The organism is Paenibacillus septentrionalis (assembly GCF_042659865.1).
GTDB classification, from domain to species: Bacteria; Bacillota; Bacilli; order Paenibacillales; family Paenibacillaceae; genus Pristimantibacillus; species Pristimantibacillus septentrionalis.
In genome coordinates this window covers 630,668-648,160 of record NZ_JBHSTE010000001.1, presented here as the reverse complement: position 1 = coordinate 648,160, position 17,493 = coordinate 630,668, and the positions used below count along the sequence as shown (strand labels likewise).

18 protein-coding genes and 1 other annotated feature are annotated in these 17,493 nt (G+C 43.7%); all 18 genes read left to right on the top strand.

Annotated features, from left to right (window positions below):
* Window positions 1–10 precede the first annotated feature (10 nt).
* The 18 genes from mreC (at window position 11) to ACFP56_RS02925 (ending at window position 17,403) form a co-directional block, all read left to right on the top strand.
* Entirely contained in the window at window positions 11–937 is a 927-nt protein-coding gene (mreC, locus tag ACFP56_RS03010; protein ID WP_379230969.1) for a rod shape-determining protein MreC, read from the top strand.
* A complete protein-coding gene (mreD, locus tag ACFP56_RS03005) occupies window positions 934–1,458 on the top strand; it encodes a rod shape-determining protein MreD (RefSeq protein ID WP_379230967.1) in 525 nt (174 codons plus the stop codon). Before mreC ends, mreD begins: the two co-directional genes overlap by 4 nt.
* 58 nt (window positions 1,459–1,516) lie before the next feature.
* Window positions 1,517–2,173 (top strand): septum site-determining protein MinC, encoded by a 657-nt coding sequence (locus tag ACFP56_RS03000; RefSeq protein ID WP_379230965.1) that lies wholly within the window; start codon window positions 1,517–1,519, stop codon window positions 2,171–2,173.
* 3 nt (window positions 2,174–2,176) lie between these two features.
* On the top strand, window positions 2,177–2,968 hold the full coding sequence (gene minD, locus ACFP56_RS02995; RefSeq protein ID WP_379230963.1) for a septum site-determining protein MinD: 792 nt from the start codon (window positions 2,177–2,179) through the stop codon (window positions 2,966–2,968).
* Between the two features lie 5 nt (window positions 2,969–2,973).
* The gene (locus ACFP56_RS02990) at window positions 2,974–4,119 is read left to right on the top strand and encodes an FtsW/RodA/SpoVE family cell cycle protein (RefSeq protein WP_379230961.1); all 1,146 of its coding nucleotides are present in this window, start codon (window positions 2,974–2,976) and stop codon (window positions 4,117–4,119) included.
* Window positions 4,120–4,284: 165 nt separating this feature from the next.
* Window positions 4,285–5,001, top strand: coding sequence for a peptidoglycan DD-metalloendopeptidase family protein (locus ACFP56_RS02985; RefSeq protein WP_379230959.1), 717 nt, complete (start codon window positions 4,285–4,287; stop codon window positions 4,999–5,001).
* Window positions 4,994–5,869 carry a site-2 protease family protein gene (locus tag ACFP56_RS02980; RefSeq protein WP_379230957.1) on the top strand — a complete coding sequence of 292 codons (876 nt, stop codon included), beginning with the start codon at window positions 4,994–4,996 and terminating at the stop codon, window positions 5,867–5,869. Before ACFP56_RS02985 ends, ACFP56_RS02980 begins: the two co-directional genes overlap by 8 nt.
* A 31-nt stretch (window positions 5,870–5,900) precedes the next feature.
* On the top strand, window positions 5,901–7,112 hold the full coding sequence (locus tag ACFP56_RS02975; RefSeq protein ID WP_379230955.1) for an Rne/Rng family ribonuclease: 1,212 nt from the start codon (window positions 5,901–5,903) through the stop codon (window positions 7,110–7,112).
* A gap of 48 nt (window positions 7,113–7,160) precedes the next feature.
* Window positions 7,161–7,234: a sequence feature (ribosomal protein L21 leader region), on the top strand.
* A 16-nt stretch (window positions 7,235–7,250) separates the two neighbouring features.
* Window positions 7,251–7,562 carry a 50S ribosomal protein L21 gene (gene rplU / locus ACFP56_RS02970; RefSeq protein WP_379230953.1) on the top strand — a complete coding sequence of 104 codons (312 nt, stop codon included), beginning with the start codon at window positions 7,251–7,253 and terminating at the stop codon, window positions 7,560–7,562.
* A gap of 9 nt (window positions 7,563–7,571) precedes the next feature.
* Window positions 7,572–7,916: a ribosomal-processing cysteine protease Prp gene (locus tag ACFP56_RS02965; RefSeq protein ID WP_379230951.1), complete on the top strand. Its 345-nt coding sequence runs from the start codon at window positions 7,572–7,574 to the stop codon at window positions 7,914–7,916.
* Window positions 7,917–7,932: 16 nt separating this feature from the next.
* Window positions 7,933–8,241, top strand: coding sequence for a 50S ribosomal protein L27 (gene rpmA / locus ACFP56_RS02960; RefSeq protein ID WP_379230949.1), 309 nt, complete (start codon window positions 7,933–7,935; stop codon window positions 8,239–8,241).
* 95 nt (window positions 8,242–8,336) lie between these two features.
* Entirely contained in the window at window positions 8,337–9,062 is a 726-nt protein-coding gene (locus tag ACFP56_RS02955; protein ID WP_379230946.1) for a Spo0B domain-containing protein, read from the top strand.
* A gap of 19 nt (window positions 9,063–9,081) precedes the next feature.
* Window positions 9,082–10,419, top strand: a complete 1,338-nt coding sequence (gene obgE, locus ACFP56_RS02950; RefSeq protein WP_379230944.1) for a GTPase ObgE — start codon at window positions 9,082–9,084, stop codon at window positions 10,417–10,419.
* Window positions 10,420–10,549: 130 nt separating this feature from the next.
* Entirely contained in the window at window positions 10,550–10,987 is a 438-nt protein-coding gene (locus ACFP56_RS02945; RefSeq protein ID WP_379230942.1) for an ACT domain-containing protein, read from the top strand.
* Between the two features lie 32 nt (window positions 10,988–11,019).
* Complete coding sequence (locus ACFP56_RS02940; protein ID WP_379230940.1) at window positions 11,020–12,306, top strand: homoserine dehydrogenase; 1,287 nt, start codon at window positions 11,020–11,022, stop codon at window positions 12,304–12,306.
* A gap of 4 nt (window positions 12,307–12,310) precedes the next feature.
* Window positions 12,311–13,294, top strand: a complete 984-nt coding sequence (gene thrB / locus ACFP56_RS02935) for a homoserine kinase (protein ID WP_379230937.1) — start codon at window positions 12,311–12,313, stop codon at window positions 13,292–13,294.
* The gene (gene pheA, locus ACFP56_RS02930) at window positions 13,294–14,190 is read left to right on the top strand and encodes a prephenate dehydratase (RefSeq protein WP_379230935.1); all 897 of its coding nucleotides are present in this window, start codon (window positions 13,294–13,296) and stop codon (window positions 14,188–14,190) included. The genes thrB and pheA overlap by 1 nt, the downstream gene beginning before the upstream one ends.
* 210 nt (window positions 14,191–14,400) lie before the next feature.
* Window positions 14,401–17,403 (top strand): LysM peptidoglycan-binding domain-containing protein, encoded by a 3,003-nt coding sequence (locus ACFP56_RS02925; protein ID WP_379230933.1) that lies wholly within the window; start codon window positions 14,401–14,403, stop codon window positions 17,401–17,403.
* Window positions 17,404–17,493 lie beyond the last annotated feature (90 nt).

Below are 17,493 nucleotides of genomic sequence, written 5' to 3'. Positions count from 1 at the left end.
CATATGGCGGGTGACTCATTTGTTTAATTTTTTGAAGAATAAACGCTTATTTATGCTAATGGTCGGCTTTTTAGTTCTAATTGTTATGATTGGTCTAACAATTGGAGGTCGCGAAAAAATTACTTGGCCCGAACGATTTTTGAAGGATGCTGTAGGCTTTATGCAGCAAGTTATTTATAGGCCCGCTGGAGCAGTGGCGGGCTTCTTTCAGGATATTAGACAGCTTGACGAAGTCTATAAGGAAAATGAGGAGCTTCGTAAGCTGGCAGCTGCATATGCACGTGATAAAATCGAATATAACTTTGTAAAAAGTGAAAATGAGCGCTTGAAAGAGGATCTGAAGTTCACTGAGCATCAGATGGTAATGAATGATTACACATTTAAGATCGCTCAAGTCATATCGGTAAACAACGACGCGCACAATCGTACGATTAATATTAATCTAGGCTCCAAGCATGGCGTGCAAAAAGAAATGGCTGTCGTGACCGTTGATGGATTAGTAGGGTTGGTGAACTCAGTTTCTCCTTTTACCTCGTCGGTTACGCCATATACGGAACTAAGCTCAACGGCAGCAACGTTTAATGCAATCTCTGCAACGGTAATGGGCAAAGAATCGGACTCATTCGGAATTTTATCTTCGTATGATGCAGAAATCGAACGCTTGATTATGACTAAAATTGGCGAGAAGGACCCAATGGTTGAGGGCGATATCGTTATTACTTCAGGTATGGGTAACATCTATCCACGCGGGCTGCGTGTTGGTGAGATTGAATCGTTGAAGGTAGGAGATTTTGGCTTAACTTACGTCGCGACGATTAAGCCTTTCGTTGATTTGAATAAATTAACGGAAGTTTTTGTTGTGTCTGTACCCCAGTTCATGGATGATGAGGCAGACCATTCAGACAATCCTGACGTAGAAGAGGAGACGACGCCATGAGCATGAACCGAATCGTAGTGCTCATGCTTGCGATTTTTGTATTGGAAGGTTCCTTAATGCCCTGGCTGATCCCAACAACCTATAGTGATCGAATTATTCCACACTTCACGTTTGTTCTCGTTATTTTTTCCGCGTTGTATGGGAGCAGATATCAAGCATTAATTCTTGGCATGAGCTTTGGCCTACTTCAGGATATTATCTATTACGGGCACGTAATAGGACCTCACTTCTTTTTTATGGGCTTGCTTGGCTACACGATTGGTGTTTTGCTTGAACGAAGAAAGGCGACGCTTTTACTAGCCATATCTGTCGTAGGTTTTGCTTGCTTGGCTTATGATTCCGCACTTTACTTTGTATATGCAACCTTTAAGATTACAAATGGTACTTACCCCTGGGCGCTTATACAATATATATTACCTAGCTTGTTTCTTCAGCTTGTATTTACACTGTGTGTCTATGTCCCTATTCGCAAAATGTTTGAAAAGCTTATGCGATCTGCAGAAACGTCTGATGAAATGTAGGACGTTAGCAGGAAAGTCGTACGCTTAGCTAGAATACATTAGGTTGGGAGGGGCTTAGATGACTGTAAAACAACATATTATGATCAAAGGTGTTAAGGATGGTTTGCTTTTCCTTCTCGACGATCAATGTGATTTCGACGTTATAATTGAAGAGCTTAAACATAAAATCGAAAAAACACATCAACAGCTATTATCTGGGCCGCTGATTCATATAACCATAAAGCTGGGGAATAGAACGATTAGCGAGGAGCAGTCCAAACAGTTAACTGAAATTATCCGTTCACAGGGGAATTTAATTATACATGCAATTGATAGTAATGTCCCTGCTGTTTCCAAGGCACATGCCGAGCTTAAGGTGTTGTCTGCCATCGTAAGAGCTGGACAAGAAATCGAATATGATGGGGACTTGCTGCTGCTTGGCGATGTGCATCCTGGAGGTGTTCTTCGCAGCACTGGAGACATATATGTACTGGGTGCTTTAAGAGGTACAGCCTATGCTGGAATAAAAGGGAGAACAGAATCTATTATTGCTGCCTCAGTACTCAGGCCGACTCAGATGAAAATAGCAGATATCCTGAGTAAGCCATTAGATGAATATGAATTATGTGATGGACTAATGGAATATGCATATTTAGAAAACGAGCAGATAAGCATACAGAAGCTGACGTTACTGCATAGAGAAAATAGAATGCCAGTTATTATGAGAGGAGTGTAGCAAATGGGAGAGGCGATTGTCATCACATCAGGCAAAGGAGGCGTTGGGAAAACCACGACGTCTGCAAATATTGGAACAGCGTTAGCTCTGCTTGGCAAGAAGGTTGTTTTGGTTGATACTGATATCGGATTGCGCAATCTTGATGTTATTATGGGCCTGGAAAACCGAGTCATTTATGATTTGATTGATGTAGCGGAGAAACGCTGCCGTTTGGAGCAAGCGCTCATTAAAGACAAACGTTTTGATGAACTATATATGCTGCCTGCTGCTCAAACAAAGGATAAGGATGATATTACACCAGATGCGATGCTGAAAATCATTACGGAATTGAAGCAAACGCACGATTTTGTCATTATTGACTGTCCTGCTGGTATAGAGCAAGGCTTCCGCAATGCGATTGCAGGCGCTGAACGCGCCATTATTGTTACAACTCAGGAAACAGCTGCTGTACGAGATGCTGATCGTGTAATCGGCTTACTGGAGCAGCACAAAATTCCTTCGAAGCTAATCGTAAACCGGGTCCGTCCTGCTATGATGAAGCGTGGAGAAGTGCTTGAAATTAACGATATTTGTCAAGTGCTGGCCATTGATTTGCTAGGCATTGTACCAGAGGATGAAAAGGTAATTGCAGGCTCTAATTTTGGTGAGCCAGTAGCAATGAATCCGACATTCAAATCAGGACTTGCTTATCGTAATATTGCAAGACGCATGCTGGGGGATATGGTTCCTCTTATGACATTGGATGAAAAAACGGGAACATTGACGAAGATTCGCAAGTTTTTTGGAATGGGTTGATTGACGTGCTTAACAAGATTAAAAAAATTGACTGGATTATTATCTTCATTCTTGTGGCACTTATGCTTATTAGCTACTATATTGTGCATAGTGCAACCGCGCACACCATCCTTTATGCTGGGTTTGAAAAAACTCAGCTTCTGTATTTTGGACTAGGTTTTATGGTTGTGCTAATGATGGTTTTCATTGACTATCGCATTTTTTTGAAGCTTTGGTGGCTGCTTTATCTCATCGGTGTGATTTCCCTCGTACTTATATTAACCATTGGCGGTGAGAAAAATGGAGCCAAGGGCTGGTTTGAAATTGCTAGTATATCCGTTCAACCAGCTGAGATTGTTAAGGTGTTCCTTATTATTGGAATAGCATATTTGCTTGGACGAAGACAAGGCGAGTCGCTCGGCTTCCGAAACGATATCTTGCCGATCGGTATTTTTTCCTTAATTCCCTTTATTCTAGTTATGGCGCAGCCGGACCTTGGAAATGCGATTATTTATTTTGTAATCGTAGTAGGCATGCTCTGGATGGGGAATGTGAAATATTGGCATGCCTTGATCGGAGTTGGCGCCATCGTCGGCATGCTGTTCCTGTTTCTGTTTATATTTACGAATTTTAACGATGAAATTAAAACGTACTTGGTCGATCACGGAAAAACCCACTGGTATGATCGTATTAATACATTCGTCCATCCAGAAGAGGCGAGCTATGATGCCAGATTGCAGTCTGAAAATGCACAGCAGGCCATTGGTTCAGGTGGGCTTTCAGGTCAGGGGTATTTGCAGGGGAGCATGAAGAACGGCGGTTTTATTCCTTATACGTACTCGGATTCCATCTTTGTCGTCATTGGCGAAGAGTTTGGCTTTCAGGGGGCTGCCTTATTGCTGCTGCTCTACTTTTTATTGATTTACAGGATGATTATCGTCGCGTTCAGCTGTAACGATCGTCGTGCCTCCTATATCATCATTGGTATTGTGTCTATGTTCGTGTTTCAAATCTTTCAAAACATTGGAATGATGATTGGGATTATGCCGATTACAGGCATTACGCTTCCATTCATTAGCTACGGCGGTACATCTTTGATGATTAACATGTTTTCAATTGGTCTTGTATTCAGCATACGTGCTCATCAGCATGTCTATGAGGTTGAGGATTAAGAAGGCGAGATCTGCTCAATGAAAATTGAAGCAGGCTCGCTTTTTCTGCATTTATGCAAGTTAATCAGCAGGTTTAATTTCATCGTTCGGAGCCTCTCTCTCAGCATACTTGTCCCCTTTTCATCATATGGATAAGTAAAGCTTAAATGATGGAGTTGATGCGAGATGAATCAAGTTGAACGTGATCCGGAAAAAATGTGGAAAAATGATCGTAACCATTGGAATCATGTTGGAGTCGAAGAGCATGAGGGGATCGAGGAGGAGCATCGATCTTACAGCTTTTTTAAGCATATGAAAATTCAATTTGTACTAGCTATTTTACTGTTTGGTTCCATGCTGGCTATGAATCAGTTGGATCATCCGATTGTGAACAAGACCAAGACATGGATAAAGCATGAATTGCAGCAATCGTTTGATTTTGTCGCGATAGCGGCTTGGTATGAACAAACCTTCCAAGGCTCTCCTTCATTTATCCCAAACTTTGGCACGCAAAGTGAGCTTGTCATTGCCAATCATCCGGAAACGGCGGTAGAAACGAGCTCTCCAGTCGAGGGTGGTGTGCTGCTGCATTCCTTCGCCGAGCTGCTTAATGGGATTGAAGTAGCAGGTGCGGCAGGTGCAGATGTTCGAGCAGTTGAGAAAGGACGAGTTATTCTAGTGCCTGAACAACAGGACAGTGTTATTATTCAGCATGCCAATGAGCGCATGTCTATTTATACGAGATTAAGCACTGTGGAGGTTGAGGTGAGCGACTGGGTGGAAGCAGGCACAGTGATCGGGAAATTAGCACCTATAGCGGGTGAGGATTACAGTGTGCTGTTTTTGGCGATGAAGCAGAAGGATCGTTACATTGATCCATTGGAGCTGATTACGCTTGAATAAATGGCGGCAGATTAAATGGAGCTTGCATCCATTGTTTGTGATCATCTTGATGCTCTCCGCATTAACTGGTTATTTTATTGAGCTAATGACATTGTTTGTTATTGTGCTCGTACATGAGCTTGGTCATGTATTTATGGCTCATGCAGTAGGGTGGAAGGTGACAACGGTTAAGCTGTTGCCCTTTGGTGGAGTCGTTGAGGTAGATGAATCGGGTGGAAGCTCTGCAAGAGATGAACTGCTCGTTGCTGCTGCGGGGCCACTGCAAAATGTTTGGATGATTGCTCTTGCCTATTTCTTTTCTGAGACGGGGTTGTGGTCGCATGAATGGTCAAAGTATTTTATTGAAGCTAATATATGGATTGCATTATTTAATATGCTGCCAGTCATGCCGTTAGACGGCGGGAAGATTGTACAGGCTTTGCTTAGCTATCGATTCAGCTATTACACGACCTTGCTGTGGTCTGCTCGCATTAGTGTTGGTTTCAGCTCATTGCTTATTCTGTATGCACTTTCTCCTCTATTGATTGGACAGCTGGGAGTGAAGCTCAACGAACTGATGATTGGGATATTTCTGCTTTTATCGAACCTGACAACGCTACGTCATATCCCTTTTTTATTTTACCGCTATATTCTATATCGAAATGCCAGAATCGAGCAGCTTGAAAAAAGAAGTGCCCCAATATTACCTATTCTTGTATCTCCGACCCAATCCTTATATGAAGCGATGAAGCATTATCGTAGAGAGCGGTTGAATATGCTTTGCGTAGTGGATGAGCTCGACCGATCGTGTCAGGTCATTACAGAAAAAGCATCTATTCAGTATAGTTTGACGGATGTTCATCGTGCAGTCGGAGAACTTTTGCGTTAAAATAAGAAGCAGGGAGAGGTGGTGGCACAAAATGAAGCAATTGCTTATTCATCGGGATCAATCGCATACTCAAGCAGCTGTTGTTGCGGATGGCATACTAACCGATTACTTTGTTGAACAAACGAAAGCGCGAAGCCTCGTCGGTAATATTTATAAAGGCATAGTAAAAAATGTTTTGCCTGGTATGCAGGCAGCATTTATTGATATCGGTTTGACGAAAAACGCATTTATATATGTAGATGATTTGCTGAATCCGAATATGGATAAGCAGCCGCAGAAAAAGCCAGCAATTTCTCAGCTTGTATATCCAGGACAAGCATTAATTGTACAAGTCGTTAAAGATGCCTTGGGTAATAAAGGGGCACGTGTGACTACTCATTTTAATTTGGCGGGGCGATGGCTCGTTTATATGCCAAATGCGGATTATATTGGAATCTCTAAAAAACTCGTTGATGAAGGTGAACGAGAGCGACTACGCAGTATGGCTGAATTGCTGCTAAGAGCGCCAGAAGGCATTATTTTGCGTACTGCAGCTACAGGTGAATCACAAGAAGCGCTTGAAGGTGATATTGTGCATTTGCGCGAGCTGTGGAATTCGATTTTGGATAAGGCAGAAACATTGCAGGGTCCTTCCTTGCTGCATAGCGAGGAGCAGCTGCTTCATCGTGTGTTTCGAGACCTGTACAGCGCTGAGGTAGAGGAGGTGTGGGTTAGCTCGAAGGAGCTTGAAGCAGAGGTCAGGATGAGTCTTAAGCTGATTTCTCCTCAACACACCCCTTATATTCGCTGTTACATGCAGCCTGAGCATGCGATTATTTCACAATTTTCGGTTAACAGGCAGCTGCTTGCTGCGTTTGAACGCCGCATTCCATTAGCAAGCGGCGGTTATATTATATGGGAAGAAACTGAAGCATTAACAGTCATTGATGTCAATACAGGAAAATTTGTGGGGCATAATGATTTGGAAGAGACATTGTTTCAGACAAATAAGGAAGCAGCGGAGCTTATCGCGCGATTGCTTCGCATACGAGATACAGGTGGCATGGTCATTATTGACTTTATTGATATGGAGCTTGAAGACAACCGATCGAAGATCTATAAGCTGCTTAGTCAAGCTGTGAAGGTGGATATAGCCAAATGTGTGGTGTTTGGTTGGACAAGACTAGGCCTTATGGAGCTGACCCGCAAAAAAACGAGAGACAGCTATACAGCGAAATATTTGCAGGAAATTGAGTTGAAGTGATAGATTTAGTATGATATAATCATTTGGTGCGTTGTTCATAGTGAATTCGCACAGGTACCGCACGAAACGGGTTTAAGCACAGCATCTGCTGTCACCTGGATGAGGCGAGTCTTCGAAAAATAAGGAGGTGCACCAATCATGTTCGCAATTATTGAAACTGGTGGTAAACAGTACAAAGTTCAAGAAGGAGATGTACTTTACATCGAAAAGCTTGAAGGAAGCGAGGGCGAAAGCGTTGTTTTCGACCGAGTTCTAGCTGTATCCGGTAGCAACGGTTTTGTAGCAGGTACTCCATTTGTATCTGGCGCTAAAGTGTCTGCAACTGTTGAAAAACATGGCAGAGGTCAAAAAATCATTGTTTACAAATACAAAGCGAAAAAGAACTACCGTCGCAAGCAAGGTCATCGTCAGCCGTACACTAAAGTAACGATCGGCAAAATCGAGGCTTAATGAGCTAAGATGATTACAGTTACTATAGAACGTGACGAAGAAAGCAATCGCATTGTATCGTTTGCCGTCGAGGGACATGCTAATTATGCGAAGCACGGCAAGGATATTGTCTGTGCTGGTGTATCTGCTGTATCTGTCGGTACAGTAAATGCGATTGAAGCGTTGGCGGGAGTTGAGCTTCCAGTCAAGATGAAGAACGGGTGGCTGTCCTCTCCTATTCCGCGCATAGCGGATAAGAATGCGGAGGACAAGGTTCAACTGCTTCTTGAATCTATGATTGTAAGTCTTGATACAATCGCTCAATCATACGGAGATCATGTCGTCGTACATGATCAAAATTCAAATCATCATTAAGAAGGAGGGACACGAGATGTTGAAATTAAATCTTCAGTTGTTCGCATCCAAAAAAGGTGTAGGTTCTACTAAGAACGGTCGTGATTCTCACGCGAAGCGTCTTGGCGCTAAACGTGCTGATGGTCAAGTCGTTACTGGTGGAAGCATTTTGTATCGTCAACGCGGTACGAAAATTCATCCAGGTACTAACGTTGGTATCGGTAAAGATGATACACTTTACGCTAAAATTGACGGCGTAGTTAAGTTCGAGCGTTGGGGTCGTGATCGCAAAAAAGTGAGCGTATACCCAGTTGAAATGGCACCAGTTGCCGCAGCAGAAGCTTAATAAAGAAATAGCCCCTTCCAGCATTGCATGGTGGGGGCTTATTTTTTGATTTATTAATAATTGGCAAGTAGGCATTGTATGAAAGGTTGGTATAGATGAAAGATTGGATGAAATGGCGGCGCTGGTATTGGCTAACAGCAATCATACCTGCAATAATCATCATCTTATGGCCAAGCAACAGCATCATCAATCTGCTTGCACTACTTTGGATAGCCTTGCTAGGGCTGCTAAACGTAAGAGCACAACAGGATCAGCATCAACAGCAGCTGGCGAATACGATACGATCAATACATAAGCAATGGATCAATGTAATGAATCATCACCGTCATGATTGGATGAATGATCTTCAAGTATTATTTGGCTATATAAAGCTTGGCAAGCAGGAAAAAGTCTCTGAATATGTGGAACGGATTAAGGTTAAAATGTTAGCTGAGAGCAGCATATCCAAACTTGAGGAACCGCATCTGGTCAGCTATCTGTTTGGCTTTCGCAGCGTTCCGAGCAGCTTTCAGCTTGAGATTGGTTTTGAATATGAGCATGATCGTGAATCGATTCATATAGATGAGCAGCAAACAGGTGAATTCATTATCGAGCTGTTAACAGCGTATCGTCTCTATGCGAGCAAAACAGGCGAGGAGCAGCTGCTAAGATTATTGTTTATAAGGAAAGAAAATGGACTACATATACAAATTGTATATTATGGAAGCTTGATAAACGAAGCGCTGTGGAAAGAAAAAATAGAACAGCAGTTGACTGGCAATAGGTCTGTACAGCTTATCGGAGTACTGCAGCCGACACAGCTTGAATTTCAGATAACTTAGGCATGAACGGAGGCAAGACATGTTTGTCGATAAAGCGAAGATATTTGTAAAAGGCGGCGACGGGGGCGATGGTCTTATATCGTTCCGACGGGAAAAGTATGTGGAAAACGGTGGTCCATACGGAGGCGACGGAGGCAAGGGCGGAGACCTTATATTCCGCGTTGACGAAGGTCTAAGAACACTAATGGATTTCCGTTATCAAAAGCATTTTAAAGCAGATCGCGGAGAACGCGGCAAGGTCAAAGGGATGCATGGTGCATCAGCTGAAGATATGGTTGTTCGTATTCCTCCTGGTACTGTCGTAACGGATGACGATACTGGTGAAGTGCTCGCAGACCTTACTCGTCATGGGCAAGAGGTGGTCATTGCCAAGGGCGGACGAGGCGGACGAGGCAATATGAGATTCGCAACACCAACCAATCCGGCTCCTTATATTGCTGAAAATGGCGAATCTGGTGAAGAGCGCTGGGTAACTCTAGAGTTGAAAGTAATGGCTGATGTTGGGCTGGTTGGATTTCCAAGCGTTGGGAAATCGACACTGTTGTCAGTAGTTTCAGGCGCAAGACCTAAAATTGGGGCCTACCACTTTACAACAATTTCACCGAATCTAGGGGTAGTAGATGTTGGCGATGGACGAAGCTTTGTCATGGCAGATCTTCCTGGTCTTATTGAAGGTGCGCATGAGGGTGTTGGTCTGGGCTATGAGTTTCTACGACATGTAGAACGTACGAAGGTTATTATTCATGTTATTGATATGGCAGCAATCGATGGACGCGATCCATTCGATGATTGGATTAAAATCAATCATGAGCTGAAGCAATATAATGAGAAGCTGGCAGAGCGTCCGCAAATTATTGCTGTCAATAAAATGGACATGCCTGAAGCGCAAGAGAACTTCCCAGTTTTTATGGAACAATTAAAAGCACATGATGATAAAGCCCATATTATTATGCCAATTTCTTCTTTAACAAAGGAAGGCGTTAACGAGCTGCTTTATAAGGCGGCAGATGTACTGGACGAGGTTGAAAAGCAGCTTGCTGAAGAAGAAGAGCAAAATCTGGTGGTTGCAGACCAATCAGAACGAAAAGTATTCAAGTATGAGCGTAAAAAAGCATCAGAATTCATCGTCAAACGAGACAATGAAGATTACGTCGTAGAAAGCGAAGAGATTGAGCGTTATATGCAGCGCTTTAATATGACGAGCTACGATGCTGTCATGCGTTTTGCTCGTATGCTTCGCAAAATGGGTGTTGATGAAGAGCTGCGCAGACGCGGAGCAAGAGATGGAGACACCGTACGTATCGGTGATTTCACCTTCGAGTTTTTTGAGGGCTCGGATTATAATCCATATGATTAATAAGAGGCAAGGCGATGGTGGATGCAGTCCGCTATCGTCTTTTTTTGATTAAGCCTATTGAAAAACCTAAGTAGATTCGTTATAATGTCCACTATAAGAGAACATGTGTCTTTGTTGGGAGGACAATAACATGACGGCTCGATTTTATGTCGTCCGTGAGGATATTTTACCTGAAGCGATTGTTAAAACAATTCAGGTAAAGGATATATTGAAAAGCGGTGAAGCTCATACAATTAATGAAGCTGTAGAGCGTGTTGGTCTAAGCCGCAGCGCTTTTTACAAGTATAAAGATGGCGTATATGCACTGACTGAAATTGCCAAAGAACATATTATTACGGTTGCCATGGACTTGGAGCACCGATCTGGTGTATTGTCTAATGTATTAGCAATTATTGCAGCACAGGAAGGAAATGTGCTGACAATGAATCAAAGCATACCGCTTCAGGGATATGCCAACGTTGTATTATCGGTTGATGTATCGAAGCTGGCTATAGACGTTGAACCTTTTCTTGATCTGCTAAAGGCTCAATCTGGCGTTCGGCAGGCAGCCGTAATCGCACAAGGCTAGGTAAGCTTCTAAACATATATGGAGGGATAAGGATGAAACCAATTAAAGTAGGGTTGCTTGGATTAGGAACAGTAGGAACTGGTGTTGTTCGAATTGTTGAAAATCATCAGGAAGACTTGAAAAAACAGGTAGGCAGTGAAATCGAGATTGTAAAAATTGTTGTGTCTGACGTTAACAAGCAACGCAGCATTGCAGTTGCTCCAGATAAATTGACAGAGGATGCATGGGAAGTCATTCGCAATCCGGAAATTGATGTCATCATTGAAGTCATTGGCGGGACAACAACGACGAAGGAATATATTGTTGAAGCTCTTAATCTTGGCAAGCATGTTGTAACAGCCAATAAGGATCTGATGGCACTGTATGGTGGGGAGCTGCTTGAAATTGCTCAGCGCAATAGCAGCGATATTTACTATGAAGCAAGCGTTGCAGGTGGTATTCCGATTATACGTACACTGGTAGATGGCTTCTCGTCTGATCGTATTACGAAAATTATGGGTATTGTAAATGGTACTACGAACTACATTTTAACGAAGATGACGCAAGAAGGCGCTTCATATGCTGACGTATTAAAGGAAGCACAGGAGCTTGGCTACGCTGAAGCAGACCCGACGAGTGATGTTGAGGGCTTGGATGCTGCACGTAAAATGGCGATTTTGGCACGTCTTGGCTTCCATACTAATGTGGACTTGAATGATGTATCGGTAAAAGGGATATCCAGCGTGACGAAGGAAGATATCCAGTATGCTAAGCGTCTTGGCTATCAGTTAAAGCTGCTTGGTATTGCAGAATGCGACGAAAATCAAGTTAGCGTGTCCGTACAGCCGACTATGGTCAGCAACTCTCATCCAATCGCTTCTGTTAATGGCGTATTTAACGCGGTGCTTGTAACTGGTGAAGCAGTTGGTGAAACGATGTTTTACGGCGCAGGCGCGGGGGAGCTGCCAACTGCGACATCCATCGTTGCTGATTTGGTTGCCGTAAGCAAAAATATGAAGCTAGGCATTAGCGGCAAACGTGTGAATGCGATGTATAAACCAACCGTTCTTAAAACAGACGAGCAAATTTCATCGAAATACTTCCTACTGCTGGAAGTGGCAGATCGTGCTGGCGTATTGGCGCAAATTACACAAGAGCTTGCCAAGTTCGACGTAAGCTTGCAATCCGTGCTGCAGCAGGCCAATGAACATTCGAACACTGCTGAAATAATTGTGATTACTCATGATGCGAGCAAAGCCGCGATCACGAGCTTGCTAGAAACCTTTAATAGTATGGATGTTATTCATCAAGTGAAAAGCGTATATCGAGTAGAAGGATAGGAATATGAACAAAATTGTAAAAGAAACAGTCGTAGTAAAAATACCGGCAAGTACAGCGAATTTAGGTCCTGGCTTTGATGCACTAGGAATGGCGTTATCTTTGTATGCATGGCTTGAACTTTCGATTGCAGAAACAACAGAAGTAAATTTGTACGGTGATGGTATGGAAGAGCTGCCAACAGATACGAGAAATTTGGTTTACAAGGTCGCTCAAAGCGTTTTTCAAAAGGCTGGTATGACTGAGCAGCCGTTAAAAATCAGCATGTACAGCGAAGTTCCGCTTACTAGAGGACTCGGCAGCAGCGCTTCCGCCATTGTCGGAGCGCTTGTTGCAGCTAATGAAATGCTGGGTAAAGCCTTTTCGGATCAAGAGCTGTTTTATATGGCAACTGAACTTGAGGGGCATCCAGACAACGTAGGAGCCTCATTGTTTGGAGGGATTATCGTTTCCTCCTGGGACGGCGAGTCTGCTCCTTATGTTAAAATAACACCGCCGAATGCACTTGAAACATGCGTGATTATTCCTGATTTTCAATTATCAACAGAAAAGGCAAGACATGCTTTGCCTGAACAATATTCGAAGTCTGATGTCGTATTCAATATTGGAAAAAGCTCGCTGCTAGTGGCTGCACTGGCTAGTGGTCAGCTGCAGCTCATTAAACAAGCGATGCAGGATCGAATCCATCAGCCTTATCGTGCCGCACTTATACCAGGCATGAGTCATATTTTAGAGCAAGCCGTTGAGCAAGGGGCGCTTGGCGCAGCGTTAAGCGGTGCAGGACCTACACTTATAGCTTTTATTGATAGTCATAGTGAACATAAAGAACAGCTTGAGAATTTTATGGTGAGTACAATGAAGCGTGAAGGTATAACCGCAAAAACAATGTGGCTATCTCCGGATCATTTTGGAACTCGCGTCATATTTGAATCAAAGGAATTAATCCATGAGTTGCCATTTATGGAGTTAATTAAAGGGGACGGTTACTGATGAAGACGGTAGCTTTACTGCCAGCAGGATCGGTATCGGATGAAGCTGCAAAACTTTTTTTTCAAGATGAGCAGATTAATTATCGCTACCATCGCATGATTTCAGACGTTTTTTTATCAACAGTTAATGAGATTAGCCAATATAGTGTGATACCAATTGAAAATACGATTGACGGCTCGGTATCATTGCATTTGGACTGGCTTGTGCATGAAGTGGATTTGCCCATTCAAGCAGAGTGGATATATCCATCAAATCAGAATTTAATTGGCCGCAGAGATGAAGTGCTTAATGAATATGGTGAAATTGATTATTCACGCATTAAAAAAATTATTAGCCATCCTGTAGCGATGTCGCAATGCTTGAACTTTATTCGTGAATATATGCCACATGCTGAAACAGAGCATGTCAGCAGTACAGCGGAATCGGTAAGGATCGTTCGAGATTTGTCGGAAGAAGGAGTCTTTGCAATCGGTACGAAGACAGCAGCTGCAAACAATGGGCTTGACGTCATCGTTGAGTCTGTGACCGATCATAAAAATAATTATACGCGCTTTTTCTTAGTAGGCTCTGAGCCGTATCAAGGAACGGAAACGGGACAAATGCGCACAAGCATTTTAGTGACGCTGCCAGAAGACTATCCCGGTGCGCTGCATCAAGTGTTGTCAGCTTTTGCATGGCGTAAAATAAACCTGTCTAGAATCGAATCCAGACCAACGAAAAAAAAGCTCGGAAGCTATTATTTTTATATCGAAATCAAATACTCGCTTAATGAGCTGCTGCTGCAAATGGCGATTAAAGAAATTGAATCAATCGGCTGTCATGTGCGTGTACTTGGCTGCTACCCAAGCTTTACCTATGATCAGCTGCTTGCCAAGCAGCATGTATCTAATACCTAATCTAACGAAAATGTAGAGAGCTTCGTCAGTTGAGTTATAATAACTCACTTGCGAAGCTCTTTTTCTTTTGCATTTGTGATATGGGCGGATAAAACAGAAGATTTTTTGGGATTTTTGGTGACGACTGCCTACTTCCTGCATAGGATGTATAGACTTAAATACGGCAAAAGCCCGTATGAATGGTACATCTTGTATAGGAGGAATCAAGTAGTGAAGATACACATTATTAAGCAGGGTGACACCCTTTATCATCTTGCTCAAAAATATCATGTTACCGTTGACGCGTTAATGAACGCTAATCCTGGTATAAACCCAGACAACTTGCAAGTGGGCTCGAAAATAAGAATTCCATCAGGTCTCCATCATAACGGATCATCTCATAATGACATTATACATCAGCATGTTGTGAAAACTGGCGATACGATGTGGAAGCTTTCTCAAGAATGGGGCGTATCACTTGCTGAATTGATTGCAGCCAATAAGCATATTAAAAACCCGGACGTTTTAATGACTGGAGAAATTGTCAATATTCCAAAATCAGGATCGAATTCCACTGTGACGTCGCATGCTGCAACAACTCCTTCTTTACTAACTCCACAGTCTAGTCAAACGCTTCCTTCAGTAGTGGAACAAATGATGCCAGGCTTTAAAATTCATTCCGTTGTTGCCGGAGACACTCTAAGTGGAATTGCACAGCAGAATGGGATCAGTCTTGATAATTTAATGGCTCTTAACCCAAATGTAGATGCAAATAATCTACAAATTGGCTCCAACATTTTAGTACCGACTACATCGATGGAAAATATCTCACCGGGTCACCAAGCAAAAACGTATACAGTTCAATCAGGGGATACACTTTGGAAGCTTGCGCAAGCATGGGGGATTTCTTTTGACGCGTTAGTTGCAGCGAACAGTCAACTAAGCGATCCTAATCAACTAGTTCCAGGTCAAGTCATTAACGTTCCACACAATTTGACTGGCGGAGTAACAGCACAGTCTGTGTCTGGTGGAAATGCGAATATGATGGCAACAGCTACTGGCAAGAAAAATACAGGTGTTATTGGGAAGACCGATACAAGCATGAAGAAAACACCTACTGCTCCAATGCCTGCACCAGTAACGCCGCAGGCCGTCAAAAAAGTTGAAGCGCCGCAACCAAAAATCACTCCTCAAGCAACGAAAGTAGAACCTCAAGCAACGAAGGTAGCGCCTCAAGCAACGAAGGTAGTACCACAAGCAACTAAAGTAGCACCTCAAGCAACGAAAGTAGAACCTCAAGCAACCAAAGTAGCACCTCTTGCGACAAAAATGGAAGCACAATCGAATAAAGTAGCGCCGTTAGCCAATCAGAAGGTACAGCCGCTGGCAAATGCGAATGCCGTAGCACCGTTAGCCAATCAGAAAGTACAGCCGCTAGCAAACGCGAATGCCGTGGCACCATTAGCCAATCAGAAGGTACAGCCGCTGGCAAATGCGAATGCCGTAGCACCATTAGCCAATCAGAAGGTACAGCCGCTAGCAAATGCGAATGCCGTAGCACCATTAGCCAATCAGAAGGTACAGCCGCTAGCGAACGCGAATGCCGTAGCGCCATTAGCCAATCAGAAGGTACAGCCGCTAGCAAACGCGAATGCCGTAGCACCGCTAGCAGCACAGAAGGTACAGCCGCTGGCAAATGCGAATGCCGTAGCACCGCTAGCAGCACAGAAGGTACAGCCGCTGGCAAACGCGAATGCCGTAGCGCCATTATCAACAACGAAAGTACAGTCGTTGGCGAATGCGAATGCCGTAGCACCACTAGCAGCACAGAAGGTACAGCCGCTGGCAAATACAAACGCGATGTACTCTACAGCGAACCAGGTAGCACCAGCATCATATGGCAATCAAGTAGCGCCACTAGCGAATAGCAACATGGTATACCCTGCATCGAACACAAATGCGGTAGCGCCACTAGCGAATACCAATATGGTGTACCCTGCATCGAACACAAATGCGGTAGCGCCACTAGCGAATACCAACATGATGTATTCTGCATCGAACACAAATGCGGTAGCACCACTGTCCAATACTAACGCGGTATACTCAGCAGCGAATACAAATGCGGTAGCGCCACTAGCGAATACCAACATGATGTATTCTGCATCGAACACAAATGCGGTAGCACCACTGTCCAATACTAACGCGGTATACTCAGCAGCGAATACAAATGCGGTAGCGCCACTAGCGAATACCAACATGATGTATTCTGCATCGAACACAAATGCGGTAGCACCGCTGTCCAATACTAACGCGGTATACTCAGCGGCGAACACAAATGCGGTAGCTCCATACGCGAACAAGGTTGCGCCTCTAGCGTACGAAGCACCAGCAGCGAATAAGGTAGCTCCATACGCGAACAAGGTTGCGCCTCTAGCGTACGAAGCACCAGCAGCGAATAAGGTAGCACCGTATGCAAACAAGGTTGCACCTCTAGCGTACGAATCACCAGCAGCGAATAAGGTAGCTCCATACGCGAACAAGGTTGCGCCTCTAGCATACGAATCACCAGCAGCGAATAAAGTAGCCCCATATGCAAACAAGGTTGCGCCTCTAGCGTACGAAGCACCAGCAGCGAATAAGGTAGCCCCATATGCAAATAAGGTTGCGCCTCTAGCATACGAAGCGCCAGCGAATAAAATAGCACCTGCTGCAACAAGCAAAGGCTACGCTGGCTACAAGCCTCTGCCATCTGAGATTGAGGCACAGGGCTATGCTAACCATAATATGCTGTACCCATATCAAGCGCCAAATGCAGTAGCCTATACGTCTAATCAACCAGTTTATCCAACTGGCTTTCAACCCTACTACTATGGTGGATGCGGATGTCCGACAACGTATCCTGCTCAAGCAAACTGGGGCTATGTGCAGCCAATGAATGTGAACGTAAGCGGCAGTAATATGGCTGCAGCAAATACGATTAGTGCACAATCTGCAATGTATCCGCCAACAAGTATTGCTGGCAACGTTGGAGCATACAACAACGCTTGGCAAGCAGATTGCGGCTGTGGTGGCACGCAAGCTAATAAATATTCAGCTATGAATCAAGCAGCTGAAAAAATTGCGCCTGCAGCGGTATCGCCGAAAGTAAAGCGTGGCGGTAAAAAGGTAAATATTCAATCAACGAAAAAGTCATCGAAGAAGCATTCGGGAAATAAGCCTTGGTTGAACATTTAAGATCCAACTACGCATTTAAGCAGTATTCTGCACGTCAGAATACTGCTTTTTTCATTCATTTCAACGAATGGTAAATAAAAGCTTGAAAAA

Coding starts and splice junctions, on each gene's coding strand:
- mreD (WP_379230967.1), top strand. CDS start 934: ATGAGCATGAACCGAATCGTAGTGCTCATGCTTGCGATTTTTGTATTG.
- minD (WP_379230963.1), top strand. CDS start 2,177: ATGGGAGAGGCGATTGTCATCACATCAGGCAAAGGAGGCGTTGGGAAA.
- ACFP56_RS02945 (WP_379230942.1), top strand. CDS start 10,550: ATGACGGCTCGATTTTATGTCGTCCGTGAGGATATTTTACCTGAAGCG.
- rplU (WP_379230953.1), top strand. CDS start 7,251: ATGTTCGCAATTATTGAAACTGGTGGTAAACAGTACAAAGTTCAAGAA.
- obgE (WP_379230944.1), top strand. CDS start 9,082: ATGTTTGTCGATAAAGCGAAGATATTTGTAAAAGGCGGCGACGGGGGC.
- rpmA (WP_379230949.1), top strand. CDS start 7,933: ATGTTGAAATTAAATCTTCAGTTGTTCGCATCCAAAAAAGGTGTAGGT.
- ACFP56_RS02975 (WP_379230955.1), top strand. CDS start 5,901: ATGAAGCAATTGCTTATTCATCGGGATCAATCGCATACTCAAGCAGCT.
- ACFP56_RS02940 (WP_379230940.1), top strand. CDS start 11,020: ATGAAACCAATTAAAGTAGGGTTGCTTGGATTAGGAACAGTAGGAACT.
- pheA (WP_379230935.1), top strand. CDS start 13,294: ATGAAGACGGTAGCTTTACTGCCAGCAGGATCGGTATCGGATGAAGCT.
- ACFP56_RS02955 (WP_379230946.1), top strand. CDS start 8,337: ATGAAAGATTGGATGAAATGGCGGCGCTGGTATTGGCTAACAGCAATC.
- ACFP56_RS03000 (WP_379230965.1), top strand. CDS start 1,517: ATGACTGTAAAACAACATATTATGATCAAAGGTGTTAAGGATGGTTTG.
- ACFP56_RS02985 (WP_379230959.1), top strand. CDS start 4,285: ATGAATCAAGTTGAACGTGATCCGGAAAAAATGTGGAAAAATGATCGT.
- thrB (WP_379230937.1), top strand. CDS start 12,311: ATGAACAAAATTGTAAAAGAAACAGTCGTAGTAAAAATACCGGCAAGT.
- ACFP56_RS02965 (WP_379230951.1), top strand. CDS start 7,572: ATGATTACAGTTACTATAGAACGTGACGAAGAAAGCAATCGCATTGTA.